The organism is Litoribrevibacter albus (assembly GCF_030159995.1).
Taxonomy (GTDB): Bacteria; Pseudomonadota; Gammaproteobacteria; order Pseudomonadales; family Litoribrevibacteraceae; genus Litoribrevibacter; species Litoribrevibacter albus.
This window is the reverse complement of record NZ_BSNM01000016.1, coordinates 394,628-411,892: the sequence shown is the minus strand read 5'-3', so window position 1 is coordinate 411,892 and position 17,265 is coordinate 394,628. Positions and strand designations below refer to the sequence as shown.

Genomic DNA, 17,265 nt, shown 5'->3' with positions numbered 1-17,265 from the left:
ATCGAATGGTTTTGAAAAAGGGAATCTAAAGGCATGACTTGTAACAAGGGTACAAGGGATCATGATTCTAACGCCCTTTTTGTTCTGTAACCGGATGGGATGCCACGTAATAAGAAAATCTCTATGGATAACTTTGCATTAGACACACCCAGCTACCGTTTGCTGTTGGTCGAAGATGATCAGGAGTTGGCCGGGTTAATTTGTGAATTTCTGATCAAAAGCGGTTTTGATGTCACTCATCTGAGTCATGGGGGTGACGCCGTCCATTATATTCAGCAACACGCGCCAGATCTGGTGATTCTCGATGTGATGTTGCCAGGTCTGTCTGGCATGGAAGTCTGTAAACAGGTACGGCCGTTCTTCTACCAGCCGATTCTGATGCTGACGGCACTCGATGAAGACATGGATCAGATGCTGGGCTTGGAGCTGGGGGCGGACGACTACGTTATTAAGCCGGTAAAACCCAGACTGCTGTTGTCTCGTATTTGCGCCTTGTTACGGCGTGTGGAAACCGATCGGCAGGTGGCTCAGGGCGTGATATCGACAAATACATCACATATGGCGGAAGATTCGGTTTCTGCTCCTGTATTGGGGGCTAGATCCTCAACAGCGGGAAGCTTGGTTAATGGGCGTTTAATTAACGAGGGATCAGTTAACGAGCGATTAGTTATTGATCTCAGTGCGCGATCGGTGATGTGTTGTCAGGCTTCGGTGCACCTGACCACTGCCGAGTTTGATTTGTTGGTGTTACTGGCCGAGCATCAGGGGCAGATTGTTTCTCGGGATGACATTGTCCGGAATTTGAGAGGCTTTGATTATGACGGCCTGGATCGTTCCATTGATCGCCGGATCTCACGGGTTCGGAAGAAACTGGGCGATAATCCGTCTGAACCCGTCATCATTAAAACCATTCGAGGGAAAGGCTACTTATTAAGTCTGCCGGCGGAGATTCGTTAATGGCTCTGCTCTCTGCCTCCCAGCACCTCATCTATTAAGGACATTCCATGCTAAAAGCCTTTTTTCGGATTTGGATTTTGGTCTTCATTCCTTTGGGCTTCTTACTGTTCTCTGAATCCATGAATCCGATCAAAATCATGAATCATTGGTTTGTTTCGGATCGGGTCAACGACACCTTCAAGGGCACCTTCTATTTAATTAAGCAGCGGTTAGCGGCATTACCGGAAGATCAGTGGCGGGATGACATTAATAGTTTGGCGGATGCGTTTGGCTATGAACTCTATTTGTTGTCTCGCGAGCAGATCCAGCCGCCGCAGGAGCCTTTGCAGAATAGTTCGCAGGACATTTGGGAAGCACCGATCGGCGCGACATTGAGTGATTCGAATCGAGCCTCTTTACTGGCGTTACAACCGGACGAAACCCTGTTGATTCTGGCGGACAACGACAGCGATGTACTGGTAAAGCGTTTAGGTGATTCTTCCTGGTGGTTGTACATGATGCTGGATGAGTCGGAGCATCTGGATACCTTAAATCAGAGCCGGGGGACACTGCATCTGTTGATGGAACGTTTTCGAAATACCGACGCCTCCTCTTGGTCAATGTTGATCTCGCAATTGCAGCCTGAGTTTGGTTTTGAATTGGCAATGGCTTCGTTCAGTCAGCTGTCATTGTCGTCTGCAAAACAGGCCCAATTGATGAATGAAGGCATGACCTGGTCGCTAACGGACGATGAGAAGACTGTGATCTACCAACGGTTGCCTGATCAACAAGCGGTTGAAGACCCTCTGGTGCTGGTGGCGGATAAGATCCCTTTGCCGGGGCCTGAGTTAACCATTCTGGCGCTCGCGTTGATGATTCTGGTAGGCAGCATCAGTCTCGGTATTTTCCTGTTTGTGATGTTGTTGTGGCGGGAATTGAATCGCCTGAAAGCGGCGACCTCTGAATTTGGTAAGGGTAACCTACAGCACCGGGCAGAGGTCAGGAAAGGCTCGATGATTTCCGAGCTGTCCCAGACCTATAACCGGATGGCTGATCAGATTGAAGGCATGATTCACAGCCAGCGGGAGCTCACCAATGCGATGGCGCACGATCTGCGGACGCCGCTATCGCGCGTCAGTTTTGCTTTCGAAATGCTGCAGGCGTCGGACATTACCGAAGAGGAGCAAGCGCGTTATCGACAAAGCATTGCGTCCGGTATTGATACCCTCGATCACTTGATTCAGCAAATTCTCGCCTTGTCCCGTTACAGTCGGGTGGCCGATCTGACCCAGTTTCGGGAAGTGTGCTTTGCGCCCTCGTTGGTTCAGGAAATTTCACAGTGCCGAATTGAACATCCGGAATTAGCCATTGATCTGACCATTTCCCCAGCGCTCAGCAACGCAATGATGAGGCTGGATCTCAGGGCCATGCAGCGGCTGGTGAATAACTTGTTAGCCAATGCCTGTCGGTATGCCGCTTCACACATTCAGGTGACCTTGACGGAGCAGTCAAACGGTTACTTATTAAAGGTCGAAGACGATGGACCAGGTATTCCGGATAGCGATAAACGGCGAGTGTTTGAAGCGTTCAAACAGCTGAATAATGAACAACGGGAAGTGTCCAAAGAGCATGGACTGGGTTTGGCCATCGTTCACCAAATCATACAATGGCACAACGGCGAAGTTTGGGTAGAAGACAGCCCGCTAGGTGGCGCCTGTTTTTGTGTCCTCTGGCCAATGGCTTATTAAAATTCTGTGCAAGTCTCTGTATGAAACTCTGTGTAAGCCTCTGTGTGAATCTCTGTGAGTGAATCTCTGTGAGTGAATCTCTGTGAGTGAATCTGTGTGAGCCTTTGAGTAAGTCCGCTCTGTTGTTACTAGCCTCAGGCTGAGAGGTCTTGTCACATTCTGTCCAACTTCGGCGGAGTTTGTCCCACAATCACCACAGACCTTTCTTCCGCTATTCTTCATGATGTCCCTGTATCGACAGCGCAAGTGTTGTCTGCTTTTGAGATAAGGAGACTGTAATGAAGGAATTGAATAAAACGAATCTACATCACCCCTTGGAAGTTCGTCGATTGACGAAGGCGAACCTGCCATTAAGCCTTGCGTTTGGGCTGGCAGGGTTGTTGGCCGTTGGTGGCTATGTAGAAGCAGAGGAAATACAAATGCCTGCTTCACCGGCACAAACGTCATTGGGCGTGTCAGCAGGGGCTTTGGGCGTAGGCATTACGGCCAGCGGTACCACCCAGTGGCACCTGACGGATGGTGATCGTGTGCAATGGCGAGCGATGATCAGCGGCATGGATTTGGAAGTCGATGATGGCGACATCGAGTTGTCTGACATCGAATACGAAGACGCAGATTATTCCATCACCGCTCTGCAATTAGGCGTGGATTGGTATCCGATCACCAGTGAGGGGTGGACGCGTGAATTTTTCCTCTCGGGGGGATTGATGTACATTGATTCCGAGTTTTCAGCCAATGCCGATATGGATCGCCGCTTTACTGTGGGGTCTACGACAGTGAATCCGGGGGATATTAATTCTCTGGAAACCGAGATCGATTCCAGTGGCGTGCTGCCATACATCAGTCTCGGCTGGGGGAATGAAATCGATGGTGAAAGCGGCTTTGATTTTATGGTGGAGTTGGGTTTGACCTATCAACTCAACGATCCGGATGTGACATTGGTGGCGGTAGATCCGGCTGGGCATTTAAGTCAGAACGATCTCAACTCAGAAGCCAGTGACATTGAAGACGAATCCGGTGGACTGCAAGCGTTTGGAACGGTCACTGTGGCATACCATTTCTAGTGAGAAGTTGAACAAGTTCTCTTTGGCTTTGCAAGACGTTTCCTAACTGCACCTATGTCTATCTATGCCAATAAAAACGCTCCTAATGAGGAGCGTTTTTATTATACAGCGATGGATTTTCTTCTAATTGCCATACACCTGTGTTGGCAGCCAGGTAGCCAATTCCGGCCAAATGGCCAAGCCCACCAGCAATAACAACTGAATGATGATGAAAGGAATGACGCCTTTATACATGTCTGAGGTAGCCACCGATTTGGGTGCCACACCACGCAAATAGAACAGCGCAAAACCAAAAGGCGGGGTAAGGAATGAGGTTTGTAGGTTAATCGCAATCATGATGCCTAACCATACCGGATCTAAACCCATTGCCAGTAGAATCGGTGCAACAATCGGCACTACCACAAAAGTGATCTCGATGAAGTCCAAGATGAAACCAAGTAGGAAGATCACCAGCATCACCACCAGCATGGCTCCGAAGGGTCCGCCAGGAATGTCGGTAAAGACGGACTGAATCAACTCTTCCCCGCCAAACCCTCGGAATACCAATGAGAAAATGGCGGCACCGATGAAGATCATGAACACCATACAGGTCACTTGAGTGGTCTGCTGACACACGTCGCGTAGGGTTGTCAGGTCAAGCTTGCTTCTTAATGCTGCTAATAATGTGGCACCGAACGCACCCACGGCGGCGGCTTCGGTTGGTGTGGCAATCCCCGCGATGATTGAACCCAATACCGCAATGATCAGTAACAGCGGCGGGATCAGACCAAATAAAATGATTAAACCGAGGTGGTCGTGTTTGTTCTGAGCAATCAACTCTTTACGATCAATGGCTGGCGCTGTTTCGGGTTTGAATAATGCCACCAGATAAATGTACAGGCCGTACAGCAAGACCAGAATCAGACCAGGAATGATCGCCCCGACGAACAGATCGCCGACAGAGACTGTCTTGGGCGAGAAAATGCCCATGCTCAACTGAGCTTGTTGATAGGCGCTGGAAAGCACATCACCGAGAATCACCAATGCGATGGACGGTGGAATGATTTGTCCCAGAGTACCAGTGGCGCAAATGGCGCCGGTGGCTAATTTAGGGCTATAGCCCTGTTTGATCATCGTCGGAAGAGAAATAAGGCCCATGGTCACCACAGTGGCACCCACGATACCGGTACTGGCTGCCATCAACATGCCAACGACAGTCACAGAAATCCCGAGACCACCGGGCCAACGACCAAACACGATGGACATGCTTTCTAGCAAGTCCTCGGCAATTTTCGATTTTTGAAGCATTACCCCCATAAAGACAAAGAAGGGGACGGCCATTAGCGTTTGGTTACTCATCAAACCAAACAGGCGGTTGGGCAGGGCTTCCAAAAACGCTGCATCGAAACTGCCGGTCAGTAGGCCAATTCCTGCAAAGGCCAGGGCCGTACCACCCAAGGTAAAGGCCACAGGGAAGCCAAGCATCAACACCAGGCAGATGCAGATAAACATGATCAGAGGCATGAATTCCATCAGTTGGCCTCCTGTTTATCTTCGGGGGCTTGATGGTCCGGGGTCATTAACAGCGCCAGACACCTGAAAATCTCGGCAATGCCCTGTAAACAGACGGAGAAGACCATGCCGAGAATCACCGATTTCAATAAATAAACGAAGGGTAAGCCGCCGGCTTCCTGGGATTTTTCCTGAATGGACCAGGAAAAGCTGATGTATTCCCAGCTGATGATTCCTATAAACACCATCATCGGTAACAGCAGGAAGACACAGCCAAACAGGTTAACCGCCGCTTGTTTTCGTTCCGACATAGTTCGATAAAGGATGTCCACTCGAACGTGCTCATTGGCTTTGAAGGTGTAACCCGCACCGAGTAAGAAAACGATGGCGTGTAAATAAAGTACGGATTCTTGAAGGAAGATAAGGTTGAAGTTGAAGACGTATCGTAACACTACAATCGTAAACATCACTAAGGTCATGATCAGGGTAAGCCAGGAAACGGCCCGGCCAATGCCTTCGGTGATGGATGACAGCCTCTGATAGATGGCTGTAAATATGTCATGCATAAAAGAATCCAATGCTGTGATTATTTTTGGAAGCATTATAGAGAAGCTGCAGATGAAGTGACAGTGATCACATAGGGATTAGGCGCTCTTCTTTCTGATTAAGAAATAATCATTGTAAAAAGGCGAAAGCCGATAAATTTGTAACATTGTTGTCATAAACCGCTTGTATCTTGACCGTCATCAAATAGTTTTGAACGAATCAAATTAAATCTACCTACTTATATTGGAGAGTAGTTATGAAAATGAAGAAGGTTTTCGCAGCAGTATCTCTATTTGCCGCTGCTACTTTCGGTGGCCAAGCAGTTGCTGGCGCTAAAGTAGACTCAGACATCCCAGCATACTCAAAAACGTCTGGTGTATCTGGTAACTTCAGCTCTATGGGTTCTGACACTTTGGCAAACCTTATGACGCTTTGGGCAGAAGACTTCAAACGTTTTTATCCAAACGTAAACATTCAGATTCAAGCAGCAGGTTCTTCTACTGCTCCTCCAGCGCTTACTGCTGGTACCTCTAACTTCGGTCCTATGTCTCGTAAGATGAAAGACAAGGAAGTTGAAGCGTTCGAGAAAAAATTCGGCTACAAGCCAACGGCTATCCCAGTAGCTATCGATGCTCTAGCGGTATACGTAAACAAAGATAACCCAATCAAGGGGATGACTATTGCTCAAGTTGATGCGATCTTCTCTTCTACGCGTAAGTGTAAAAATGCCGAAGACATCAATAGCTGGGGTCAAACTGGTCTGAATGGTGAGTGGGCGAACCGTGACATTCAATTGTTCGGCCGTAACTCTGCATCAGGTACTTACGGTTACTTCAAGAAGAAAGCGCTTTGTAAAGGTGACTACAAGTCTAGCGTAAACGAGCAGCCAGGTTCTTCTTCAGTAGTAACAGGTGTTTCTGAGTCTATCAATGGTATTGGTTACTCTGGTATCGGTTACAAAACGTCTAGCGTTCGTGCAGTGCCTCTAGCTAAGAAGGAAGGTCAGCCGTTCGTTGAAGCGACTCCAGACAACGCGGTAAACAAAACTTACCCACTATCTCGTTTCTTGTACGTATACGTGAACAAAGCGCCAAACAAAGCTCTTCCTCCAATGGAGTCTGAGTTCTTGAAAATGGTTCTTTCTAAGCAAGGTCAAGAGATCGTAATCAAAGACGGTTACATCCCGCTACCAGGCAAAGTTTTAAACAAAACTTTGAAAGCAGTTGGCCTATAATCACTCGATTATCCGGCTTAAATAAAAAGGGGAAGGAAACTTCCCCTTTTTTTTGATTATCGACTGTAATATTTCTGTAACACATTTGTCTTATTTTGGCTGCCATCAAACTAAGCGATTAGTAACCGTTACTTTTTAACCCTGAGATGTATGCCCATGAGCTCAGCGAATCTTGATCTAAATTCTCCTGCTCTTGCGCGGAAGCGCAAACTCCGCAATCTAACGGATAGAGTTGCAACCCATGGAATTGGAATCGGCGGTATCAGCGTAATTGTCACCATTATGCTGATTTTTTTGTATCTGCTGTATGAAGTAGCACCGATGTTTAAATCGGCTTCTATTGAAGAAGTGGCTGAATATCCGGTTCCTGCGTTTTTGCTTGAAGAACCTGGTACCAGAACGGTTTATCTGGCCACGGAAGAGCAAGCCGAAATCGGGCTGCGTGTAACGGCTTCAGGCAATGCGGTGTTCTTTGATTTGAAGACCGGCGCCATCATGGAACAAGTTGAGCTTTTGTCAGATGTGGGCAGTGAAGTCAGTTTCGTGACAGAAGGGCGTATCGGTAGTCGTACCGTGGTTCTGGGCTTAAAGAATGGTCAGGCATTCATTTTCAAACATAAATACATTGCTGAATACGATAAAGGCGGCAATCGTACTTTGATTCCTGAAATTGTTTTCCCATACGGTGAAGAGGCCATTGATCTGCTGGATGAGCCAATCGTCTCTTTAGCCATGAACGAAGACGAAGAAAACATGGTCTTGGCGGCATCGGGCAATTCGTCGACCGTGCAACTAGTAAGTTTTGAAAAAGAAGCAGATTTGTTTGGCGAAGGGTTTGAACTGGAGCGTTATGATGCGCCAGTCTTTGAGTTGTCTCAGCGTGCTGATTTTCTGGTGATTGACGCTGAAATGGATTCATTGTTTGCTGCAAACCGTTCAGGAAAAATGGAACGTTTCAATATCGAAGACGTAGATTCAGTTGAGAGCTTCGAGCCTAAGCGCATTATTGCCAAAGGCGAAAGTCTGACTCAGTTCCGCCCGCTGTTGGGTGGCATTTCGGTGTTGGTAGCAGACACCTCTGGCAAAACGGCACAGTGGTTCATGGCGCGTGATGAGTCGGGTGAGCGTGACTTTATGCAAGTGCGTTCGTTCCATGCCGAAGATTTCAGCAATACCATCGATCTGGTGTCTGTCGAAGAGCGTCGTAAGGGCTTCTATACCATCGATAACACGGGTGTATTGAACATCTACAACACTACCGCTCATCGCAGCCTGTTGGAAGAACAAGTGATTGAAGGTCAGGCGAACTTCATGACGGTTGCACCACGAGCGGATGCCTTCCTGATCGAATCCAACAACATGTTGAAAGTATGGGAAGTCGAAAACAAACACCCTGAAGTGTCTTGGAGTTCGTTGTGGGAAGAAGTGTGGTACGAGAACTACGATGAGCCGGATTACATTTGGCAATCGTCAGCGGCGACCAATGATTTCGAACCTAAGATGAGTTTGACGCCACTAGCCTTTGGTACGATCAAGGCAGCGTTCTATGCAATGTTGTTTGCTGTGCCTTTAGCGATCTGTGGGGCAATTTATACGGCGTATTTCATGGCACCTGAATGGCGTCGTAAAGTGAAGCCTGTCATTGAATTGATGGAAGCACTTCCTACTGTAATCATTGGTTTCTTGGCCGGCTTGTTCCTGGCGCCGTTCATTGAAACAAATTTGACTGGGGTATTTACCCTACTGTTGGTTTTACCGTTAGGAATACTCGTGTTTGGCTTCATCTGGGCAAATCTTCCAAAAGCGATTCGTCACCGAGTGCCGGATGGTTGGGATGCGGCCTTGTTGATTCCTGTATTGTTGTTCCTGGTTTGGTTGAGCATGGCGGTGGCCACTCCGATCGAGCAGCTGTTCTTTGCAGGTGATATGCGTACCTGGATTTCAAACGATCTAGGCATTAACTTCGACCAACGTAATGCCTTGGTGGTTGGGATTGCGATGGGCTTTGCGGTGATTCCGTCGATCTTCTCCATTGCTGAAGATGCGATCTTCAGTGTGCCTAAGCACTTGAGCCACGGTTCGTTGGCTTTGGGTGCAACGCCTTGGCAAACCTTGGTACGAGTGGTTATGCCAACGGCAAGCCCTGGTATTTTTTCTGCGGTGATGATCGGTATGGGTCGTGCAGTAGGGGAAACCATGATCGTATTGATGGCTACAGGTAATACGCCGGTGATGGATTGGAATATCTTTGAAGGGATGCGTACTTTATCGGCCAACATTGCGGTAGAGGTGGCTGAGTCTGAAGTACACAGTACGCACTATCGAGTTCTGTTCCTGGCTGCTTTTGTACTCTTTATGTTTACGTTCGTGGTGAACACTGTGGCTGAATTAATTCGTCAACGTCTACGTAATAAATACGGTTCGCTGTAAACCGGTCGCTTGGATAAAGGTATTAAGAGATGAATGTATCAGTAAAAGATTGGTTTAAGAGCGGCTCTCCCTGGGTATGGCTAAACGCCGGTGCCGTGTCATTGTGTGTCATTATGGTGTTGAGCCTGTTGGGTTTGATCGCGATACGCGGCCTTGGGCACTTCTGGCCAAGCAATATCTATGTGACTGAGTATCAAAACCGTTCCGGCGAAGTCCGTACTGTATTAGGTGAGAAAGCAGACCATGAGTTGGTGTCTGCAGTGCAGCTAAAGTCAGCGGGTTACCAAGTGCCTGAAGGCCAGGAATACATTGGTCGTCAGTTGCTGAAAGTGGGTAACCGCGATGTCTATGGCCAGGACTTCCAGTGGGTGCTGGACAGCAGCATTTCCAGTCAGCAGACGGTTGAGGATTTAATCGTTCTTGAGCGTCGTGAGTGGGGTAATTTCTATGGTTCTTTGGTCGCTGTAAAAGAATCGGGCAATGTGGTCAGTGAAAGCAGTAAGGCAGGCTTTGAAAGTACCTGGGCTGAGCTTGAGGCCCGTCTTGAGCGTGCTCTGGCGCTGCACGATGAAATTCACTCTATTGAGAAGGGTGAGATTGGTTCGATCAACTACGGTCTGGAGCGTCTGCGTTTAAAAGAGCGTGGTCTGGAACTGAGTGGTGATCTTGATCCGATTAAATTGCAGCTGCTGGCAGAAGAACGTGCTGAGCTGGATGCCGAATACGAAGTACTGAAACAAGAGCTGAATGGTCTGTATCAACAATCACAGCGTGATCAGGTAGTGGTTAAAACCATCGATGGTAAGACGGTGGAAATGGCGATCAGCAAAGTTGTGTTGGCCTATGCTCCGAACAACATGAACGTGTTCGAAAAGAGCCTTCATTATATCGCTAAGTTAGGGGAGTTCCTGTTGGATGATCCTCGTGAAGCGAACACCGAAGGTGGTATTTATCCTGCGATCTTCGGTACCGTGATGATGGTATTGTTGATGTCGATCATGGTGACGCCGTTCGGTGTGGTGGCCGCGGTATACCTTCGTGAGTATGCGAAGCAAGGCCCGGTTACTCGCATCATTCGTATTGCGGTGAACAACCTGGCGGGCGTACCTTCTATTGTATACGGTGTGTTTGGTTTAGGTTTCTTCATCTACTTCCTGGGCGGCTCGATCGATCAACTGTTCTACCCTGAAGCTTTGCCTGCACCGACCTTTGGTACACCGGGCTTATTGTGGGCATCTTTAACACTTGCGATCCTGACTGTGCCTGTGGTGATTGTAGCGACGGAAGAAGGTTTGTCCCGAATCCCTCGTGCGGTTCGTGAAGGTAGCTTGGCGCTGGGCGCAACGAAATTTGAAACCTTGTGGAAAGTGGTACTGCCAATGTCGAGTCCGGCAATCATGACCGGTGTGATTCTGGCGATTGCCCGTGCAGCAGGTGAAGTGGCTCCGCTGATGCTGGTTGGTGTGGTGAAACTGGCGCCGTCATTACCGTTGGATGGCAACTTCCCATTCCTGCATCTGGATCGAAAGTTCATGCACCTAGGTTTCCATATTTATGACGTTGGTTTCCAAAGCCCGAACGTAGAAGCAGCGCGTCCTTTGGTTTACGCAACGGCCTTGTTATTGGTGGTTGTGATTGCTGTGCTTAACTTAGCTGCGGTCGCCATTCGAAATAACTTACGCGAAAAATACAAATCGTTGGAGCACTAGGCGAATAGGCTGGTCGACAGATCGACCGGCTCCAACATTAAGAAACGAATTTAAAGAATTAACAGTTTAGTTAGGTATATAGCTATGACAGACCAAACGATCAACGAAACACCAACGCATGCAGTTGACATTACAGCGTTGGGCCGTGATACGGAACAGCGTGATTTGGCCAAGGAAGAGATGTGCCTGGAAGTAAAAGATCTTCAACTTTATTACGGTGAGAAGCGTGCTCTGCATGGTATTAACATGCAAATCCCTAAAAACCGGGTGACTGCGTTCATCGGACCATCCGGCTGCGGTAAGTCTACGTTGTTGCGTTGCTTTAACCGTATGAACGACTTGGTGGATATTTGCCGGATCGAAGGCAAAATCATGCTGGATAACGAAAACATCTATGACCGCTCAGTAGATGTGACTGAATTGCGTCGTCGCGTTGGTATGGTGTTCCAGAAGCCAAACCCGTTTCCAAAAAGCATTTATGAGAACGTGGCGTATGGCCTTCGTATTCAAGGGATCAACAACCGTCGCGTGTTGGATGAAGTGGTTGAACAGTCACTTCGTGGTGCGGCACTGTGGGATGAAGTAAAAGATCGTTTGCATGACAGTGCACTTGGAATGTCTGGTGGTCAGCAGCAACGTCTTGTGATCGCTCGTACCATTGCGGTAAAACCGGATGTATTGCTGCTCGATGAGCCTGCATCTGCACTTGACCCGATTTCTACGCTTAAGATTGAAGAGTTGATCAATGAGCTGAAAAATGAGTACACCATCGTCATCGTAACCCACAACATGCAACAGGCGGCACGTGTTTCTGATTACACCGCATTCATGTACATGGGCGATTTGATTGAGTTTGGTGATACGAACCAGATCTTTACCAACCCAGGTAAAAAACAAACGGAAGACTACATTACTGGTCGTTACGGTTAATTTCGTATCGACCGTTAACGGGTTTTCGGATAGTGTATTTTTGACATATAAATTTAATACAGCATCTTGCAGAAGCGTCTATTCTTAAAATGTATATACAGTTTTGATTAGGAGAGGCGCTCACAAGCGGTGGAGAACAATGGATACAATTAAAGACGCACATACGCATCATATCTCTCAACAATTTAATGAAGAGCTGGAAGGCGTTAAAAAGAGCATGTTGGAGATGGGTGGCCTGGTTGAGAAGCAGGTTCGTGATGCGATTCGTTCATTGATCAACGCAGATGTTCAGTTGGCTGAACTGGTTCGGGAACGAGACGAACTGGTTAACAACATGGAAGTAACTATTGATAAAGAATGCACCCAGATTCTGGCGAAGCGTCAACCGGCGGCCAGCGATTTACGCCTGGTGCTGGCGGTGTCCAAGTGCATCAGTGATTTAGAGCGTATTGGTGATGAGGCTTCCAAGATTGCACGTCTGGCCATTGAGTTAAGTGGTCAGGGCGATTCTCAGCAAGGGTTTGTTGAAGTTCGTCATATTGGTGACGAAGTGTCGTCGATGATTCAGCAAGCACTGACTGCATTTGCCCGTCTGGATGTGGATTCTGCATTGAAAGTGGCTCATGAAGATCGCACGGTGGATATGGAATACCGCAGCACCGTTCGTGAATTGATTACCTATATGATGGAAGATCCTCGCAGTATCTCGCGTGTGCTGAACATTATCTGGTGTTTGCGTGCACTTGAACGCGTTGGTGATCATGCGATGAACATTGGTGAGTATGTGATTTATCTGGCGAAAGGGCTGGACGTACGCCATATGGACGTTGAGCAGGTAGAGGATCAGTTGGAGTCGGTTGAGAAATAATCGAGCTTGAGATCCATCCTGAGAAGCCGCAGAATACTGCGGCTTTTTATTGTCTGTTCGTTATGGGCTCAACCGATTCGATTTAAGGTGAAGGTATGGAGTGGTTTTGGTCGCTTAATTCAGATCTCTCAGGGTGGTTCTGGGGCTATCGACAGCTGTTGATTACCTCTTGGGTGGCAGTATTGCTGGTAATCTACGGTGGTGAATTAAATGCGGTTGTACGACGTATCATGCAGCCGTATCACGTGATGATGCGAATGACGGCCTTTATATTGCTGTGTACCTTTGGCTATGGTGCGCTGGCGGTGTATGGTCAGTTGGGAATTAACTTTGCTTTATTACATATCAGCAAAGACTGGTTTGCCGGTATCGTAATTGTGACGTATCTGGTATTGAGTGTATTGGCAGAAAGAAAGCGGCACGCGTAAGTTGTGAGATCTGTCTGAGAAGAAAAAGAGTATTCGGTGACAGACGTCACCGATCTCTTATGTTAGGCCACACCACTTGTATCGTTATTATATGTGGTGGTATTCCTTAAGGTCTTTCCGTGACCTTGTCGCCAGATTTGCATCCTGCAGATGATGCTCTCCCTGAGCTTGCTGACGTGAGCACATCCAGTGCTGAAGTCCCTTTTAGTAAAGTTCCATTTTGTGCTTAATCTAAAGCGTATCCTTATAAGTAAAACATCCTTGCCTTACTTGTCGACGTCCTGTCGATGTGCTTAATCTAAAGCGTATCCTTGTAAGTAAAACATCCTTGCCTTACTGGTCGACGTCCTGTCGATGTGCTTAATCCAAAGCGTATCCTTGTAAGTAAAACATCCTTGCCTTACTTGTCGACGTCCTGTCGATGTGCTTAATCTAAAGCGTATCCTTATAAGTAAAACATCCTTGCTTTACTTGTCGACGTCCTGTCGATGTGTGTAATTTAAATGCTTTTAGATGACAGATTTGTGACCTGATTCCTACTTTGCATAGCAAGAAAGTATGGAAAAATAAAAGTCTAATAAAAACAAAAAGTTATAATACTTTAGTTGTGCTTTTTTCAGAAATATCAGTCATGTTCTATGGCAAATGTCTTACATGGAGAAAATGGCCTGATGGGCGGTTTGCCGTATTTGATGAAGATTTGGGCTTTAAATGAGGGAAGTTAATGCATATAAAGTTAATATCTATAAATAAATAGCTATGCATCCACTTGGAAGGGAAATCATGCTTGCATCGTTAAAACGTTCTTTTAGTCTTTTGATCAGTTCAGATTTGCGCTGGTACGTACTTGGCCCACTACTGATTAATATCACTGTGTTTGCTGGTCTTGGGCTGTATATCTTTAGTTGGATTCCCGATTGGATGATGGCGGCTCAAGGGTTATTTCCTGAGTGGTTGGCCTGGTTAAGCTGGTTGATTGCTCCTTTGGTGGTGCTGGCCGTGATCATTGTTGGGATCTCAACCTTTAATATCATTGGCAATATTCTTGCGGCACCGTTGAATGCCTTCCTAAGTGAAAAGGTCGAGAAGCTGGAGTTGGGAGAGCGGTATGTGGCTCCCGAAGAAAGAACCATTGCTCAGGAAGCGATTCATGCGGTGATTCGTGAGTTTAGAAAGTTACTTTACTATTTACCGAGATTTTTGGTTTTACTGATTATCTCATTTATTCCGGGAGTAAATCTGGTTGCACCTTTCTTGTGGTTTGCCTTTGGTGCCTGGTTGATGGCGTTCCAGTATTTTGATTACCCGCTGGATAACCGTCGGTATGATTTTGCAAAAAGCCGAGCGTGGATTCATTCCAGACCCGTGCGTTCACTGTCGTTTGGTAGTGTAACCAGCGTGTTGTTTATGATACCGGGAGTGAATTTGTTTATGATGCCGCTATGCGTGGTCTGGGCAACACTTCTGTGGTTGGAAGAACAAAAAGCTTAAGAAAGAGGAAGTAAAAATTTGAGAGAGAAAAAATTAGGGAAGAGAGAAGATAAGTAAGCTGCTGATATGACAATAAACATTTCTCAAACGCTCATTGTCATATCAGCTACCGCATTCCTTTTGCGATCAGCGTCCTGCCGATATCATCCGTACTACAAGAGATCATTCCGTCGATCTTAGGATGTGTCTTCAGGCAGACAATAAACACCATCCGGTGTGTGCTATTCCTTGTTATTATTCTTTGCTATCCGTACCTGACTCAACCTTGAGTCTGTATCAATCCGTGATACGTCCTTGTTAAGCAGTGTCCTTGCTAAACCCTATCCTAGGGTTGTTCCTTACAAGTCCTTTTGGTTGTGGTCTGCTTCCATTTCCTTGACCACGAGAGAAATAATATCAGTTCGAAGATGTTTTAGGGGTAGTCGAATCTTGAGTACTCTTCATTATGGAAAGAAGTGGTTAAAATAATTGTTATATAAAACAATTGGTTAGATATTTATCACAGTGGTTTTTCTACTTTTATTTAGGTAATTAATAGTAATTTCTTACTTTTATGTAGGATATATCTCACGCGGGAGGAGGGTGATTTCTGATGATTGTATAAAAATCATACAGTTATAAAGGAGACTTAATGTCTCTTAATGGTTAGAAAGTGTGCATCAAAGACAACAAATCCCCTAACTTTGGCCAATTTGTTTCTTTTGGAAGTGCAGTATAGTGGCAGAAATGATTGTGTGGGTGGAACTATGTGTTTAACAAAAGATGAAGTAATTAAGATTTTTTCAGAGGGTTTTCCTGGGAGTAAAGCTGTTATTGAAGAAGTAGGAGATAATTGGGCCGTGATGCGGCTTCCTGCTAATACAAAGCATTTAAGACCGGGTGCCACCGTGTCTGGCCCAGCCATGATGACCTTAACCGATGCGGTCATGTGGGTAGCCATCATTGCGCAAAAGGGGATGCAAGGCTTCCACAGTGTTACATCGAGCTTGAGCATCAACTTTTTAAATCGGCCTAAGCATGGTGATTTGATTGCCAAAGCTGAAATTTTGAAACTTGGAAAGCGTTTGGTGGTGGGGGAAGTTCGCCTCTACAGCGAAGGGGATGACACTCCTGTGGCGTTTTCTACGGTGACCTATGCAATTCCGCATATAAAGTGAGTTTACAGATCGGTTTATCCCCTATTTGTGTAATCGAACTGTAAAAAACTTTTTTCCTGGCGTATAGGATTGTTAATCTCTGCTTTCCATCACATTTTTAGTAGCTATATTTAGAGTAAGTTTAACGATCAATACTAACTTCCTAGATAAGAGTGCGTGCTGAGAAGCATTATGAATGAAGAGCAGTCCAATAATAATGAAGATCTGATCTGGAACCTGGATGATTTTGCCAAGCAGCAATTGGCAAAGCAGTTCGCCATGCTCTTTGAAAATCGTCTTTGTGTTTATTCTGAATCTGTTGAGCAGTTGTATACCAACTACTCGATGAATTTTCCGTCAGACAATAATTCCAAAATGGTGGTGTTGCCCAATCCTTATGCTTATCACGACACCATCAGCCATATTAATTGTGAAGCGATCAAACCAACGGGGATTGTAGTGTTACCGGGCGAGCTGATTGGTAAAAGCGGCTTGCATGTGACGGTGTTGGTGAAAAATAAGCACGTCTCTAATAAACCTGTGCCGTTTAAGAAAGCCATTGCACATGTGGTTAACAGTCACAAAAAAGTCGGGGATACATTTTTACCTGTACTGGTAAAAGGGGATCTGAGGGAATTTAACCAGAAGCTTCCCTACATGCATCTTCATCGGATTCGACCAGACTATTTAGCTAAATTATCTGAGTTCGATCGTTCAGATATTCAGCGTGTGGTGTCAGATAAGTTGAAGCGTCTCTATGTGGATTCGGATCGGGTTGTGCTGAATGCGGCATAAATACCAAGCATAAAAGAAGAATATCAAGAGCATTAAAAAGCCGATGTTTCACGCTTAGTGAACATCGGCTTTTTTGTGTATCGCAAAGAAGACTGATTAGCCTACGTTTGCTTTAAGCTCTTCGATGCGGTCGATGTAGGTTTGCATCGCTTGATCAGACGATTGGCCTTTTAGTTTTTCCCAAGCGTTCCACTTAGCGCGACCAACGAAATCAGTCATGCCAGGTTTCTTACCATTTACATCGCCTTCAGATGCCTGCTTGAACAATGCATACAGCTCAAGTTTTAGTTCGTTAGATGGTTTGAAATCACCTTCTGCGGTTTGTACGTAGTTTACTGCGGCTTCAAAGGTCGCTTTTAAATCAGACATCGTAATCTCCTGTTGTAATTATTCCGAGACACTGTATCGGCTTGATCTTCTAAAACAGTGTCCATCACTTCTAACGGTACTTAAATAAAT

General features: G+C 46.4%; 15 protein-coding genes. 12 read left to right on the top strand and 3 right to left on the bottom strand.

Features of this window, described 5'->3' with window-relative positions:
• Positions 1 to 123 precede the first annotated feature (123 nt).
• From QQL66_RS16570 to QQL66_RS16560, 3 genes are all read left to right on the top strand, one after another.
• Positions 124 to 957 carry a winged helix-turn-helix domain-containing protein gene (locus QQL66_RS16570; RefSeq protein ID WP_284382929.1) on the top strand — a complete coding sequence of 278 codons (834 nt, stop codon included), beginning with the start codon at positions 124 to 126 and terminating at the stop codon, positions 955 to 957.
• Positions 958 to 1,004: 47 nt separating this feature from the next.
• Entirely contained in the window at positions 1,005 to 2,684 is a 1,680-nt protein-coding gene (locus QQL66_RS16565; RefSeq protein WP_284382927.1) for an ATP-binding protein, read from the top strand.
• A 278-nt stretch (positions 2,685 to 2,962) separates the two neighbouring features.
• Positions 2,963 to 3,748 (top strand): hypothetical protein, encoded by a 786-nt coding sequence (locus tag QQL66_RS16560; protein WP_284382926.1) that lies wholly within the window; start codon positions 2,963 to 2,965, stop codon positions 3,746 to 3,748.
• A gap of 123 nt (positions 3,749 to 3,871) precedes the next feature.
• Here QQL66_RS16560 and QQL66_RS16555 read toward each other — a convergent pair whose 3' ends face one another.
• A complete protein-coding gene (locus QQL66_RS16555) occupies positions 3,872 to 5,263 on the bottom strand; it encodes a TRAP transporter large permease (RefSeq protein ID WP_284383470.1) in 1,392 nt (463 codons plus the stop codon).
• Positions 5,260 to 5,805 carry a TRAP transporter small permease subunit gene (locus QQL66_RS16550; RefSeq protein ID WP_284382923.1) on the bottom strand — a complete coding sequence of 182 codons (546 nt, stop codon included), beginning with the start codon at positions 5,803 to 5,805 and terminating at the stop codon, positions 5,260 to 5,262. The genes QQL66_RS16555 and QQL66_RS16550 overlap by 4 nt, the downstream gene beginning before the upstream one ends.
• A 236-nt stretch (positions 5,806 to 6,041) precedes the next feature.
• Between QQL66_RS16550 and QQL66_RS16545 the strand changes: the two genes are divergently transcribed.
• The 9 genes from QQL66_RS16545 to QQL66_RS16505 all read left to right on the top strand — a co-directional run bounded on the left by QQL66_RS16545 (position 6,042) and on the right by QQL66_RS16505 (position 16,806).
• Positions 6,042 to 7,019, top strand: coding sequence for a PstS family phosphate ABC transporter substrate-binding protein (locus tag QQL66_RS16545; protein WP_284382921.1), 978 nt, complete (start codon positions 6,042 to 6,044; stop codon positions 7,017 to 7,019).
• A gap of 156 nt (positions 7,020 to 7,175) precedes the next feature.
• A complete protein-coding gene (locus QQL66_RS16540; protein ID WP_284382919.1) occupies positions 7,176 to 9,449 on the top strand; it encodes an ABC transporter permease subunit in 2,274 nt (757 codons plus the stop codon).
• 29 nt (positions 9,450 to 9,478) lie between these two features.
• Positions 9,479 to 11,158 carry a phosphate ABC transporter permease PstA gene (gene pstA, locus QQL66_RS16535; RefSeq protein ID WP_284382918.1) on the top strand — a complete coding sequence of 560 codons (1,680 nt, stop codon included), beginning with the start codon at positions 9,479 to 9,481 and terminating at the stop codon, positions 11,156 to 11,158.
• An 84-nt stretch (positions 11,159 to 11,242) separates the two neighbouring features.
• Positions 11,243 to 12,088 (top strand): phosphate ABC transporter ATP-binding protein PstB, encoded by an 846-nt coding sequence (gene pstB, locus QQL66_RS16530; protein WP_431356920.1) that lies wholly within the window; start codon positions 11,243 to 11,245, stop codon positions 12,086 to 12,088.
• 139 nt (positions 12,089 to 12,227) lie between these two features.
• A complete protein-coding gene (gene phoU / locus QQL66_RS16525; protein WP_284382915.1) occupies positions 12,228 to 12,956 on the top strand; it encodes a phosphate signaling complex protein PhoU in 729 nt (242 codons plus the stop codon).
• 95 nt (positions 12,957 to 13,051) lie between these two features.
• Positions 13,052 to 13,384, top strand: coding sequence for a DUF3392 family protein (locus tag QQL66_RS16520; RefSeq protein WP_284382914.1), 333 nt, complete (start codon positions 13,052 to 13,054; stop codon positions 13,382 to 13,384).
• A 783-nt stretch (positions 13,385 to 14,167) separates the two neighbouring features.
• The gene (gene cysZ, locus QQL66_RS16515; RefSeq protein WP_284382913.1) at positions 14,168 to 14,875 is read left to right on the top strand and encodes a sulfate transporter CysZ; all 708 of its coding nucleotides are present in this window, start codon (positions 14,168 to 14,170) and stop codon (positions 14,873 to 14,875) included.
• A gap of 746 nt (positions 14,876 to 15,621) precedes the next feature.
• Entirely contained in the window at positions 15,622 to 16,032 is a 411-nt protein-coding gene (locus tag QQL66_RS16510) for a PaaI family thioesterase (RefSeq protein ID WP_284382911.1), read from the top strand.
• Between the two features lie 171 nt (positions 16,033 to 16,203).
• Positions 16,204 to 16,806 (top strand): hypothetical protein, encoded by a 603-nt coding sequence (locus tag QQL66_RS16505; protein ID WP_284382908.1) that lies wholly within the window; start codon positions 16,204 to 16,206, stop codon positions 16,804 to 16,806.
• A gap of 96 nt (positions 16,807 to 16,902) precedes the next feature.
• Here the strand turns inward: QQL66_RS16505 and QQL66_RS16500 are convergent, their stop codons facing one another.
• Positions 16,903 to 17,175, bottom strand: a complete 273-nt coding sequence (locus tag QQL66_RS16500) for an acyl-CoA-binding protein (protein WP_284382907.1) — start codon at positions 17,173 to 17,175, stop codon at positions 16,903 to 16,905.
• Between the last annotated feature and the right edge of the window lie 90 nt (positions 17,176 to 17,265).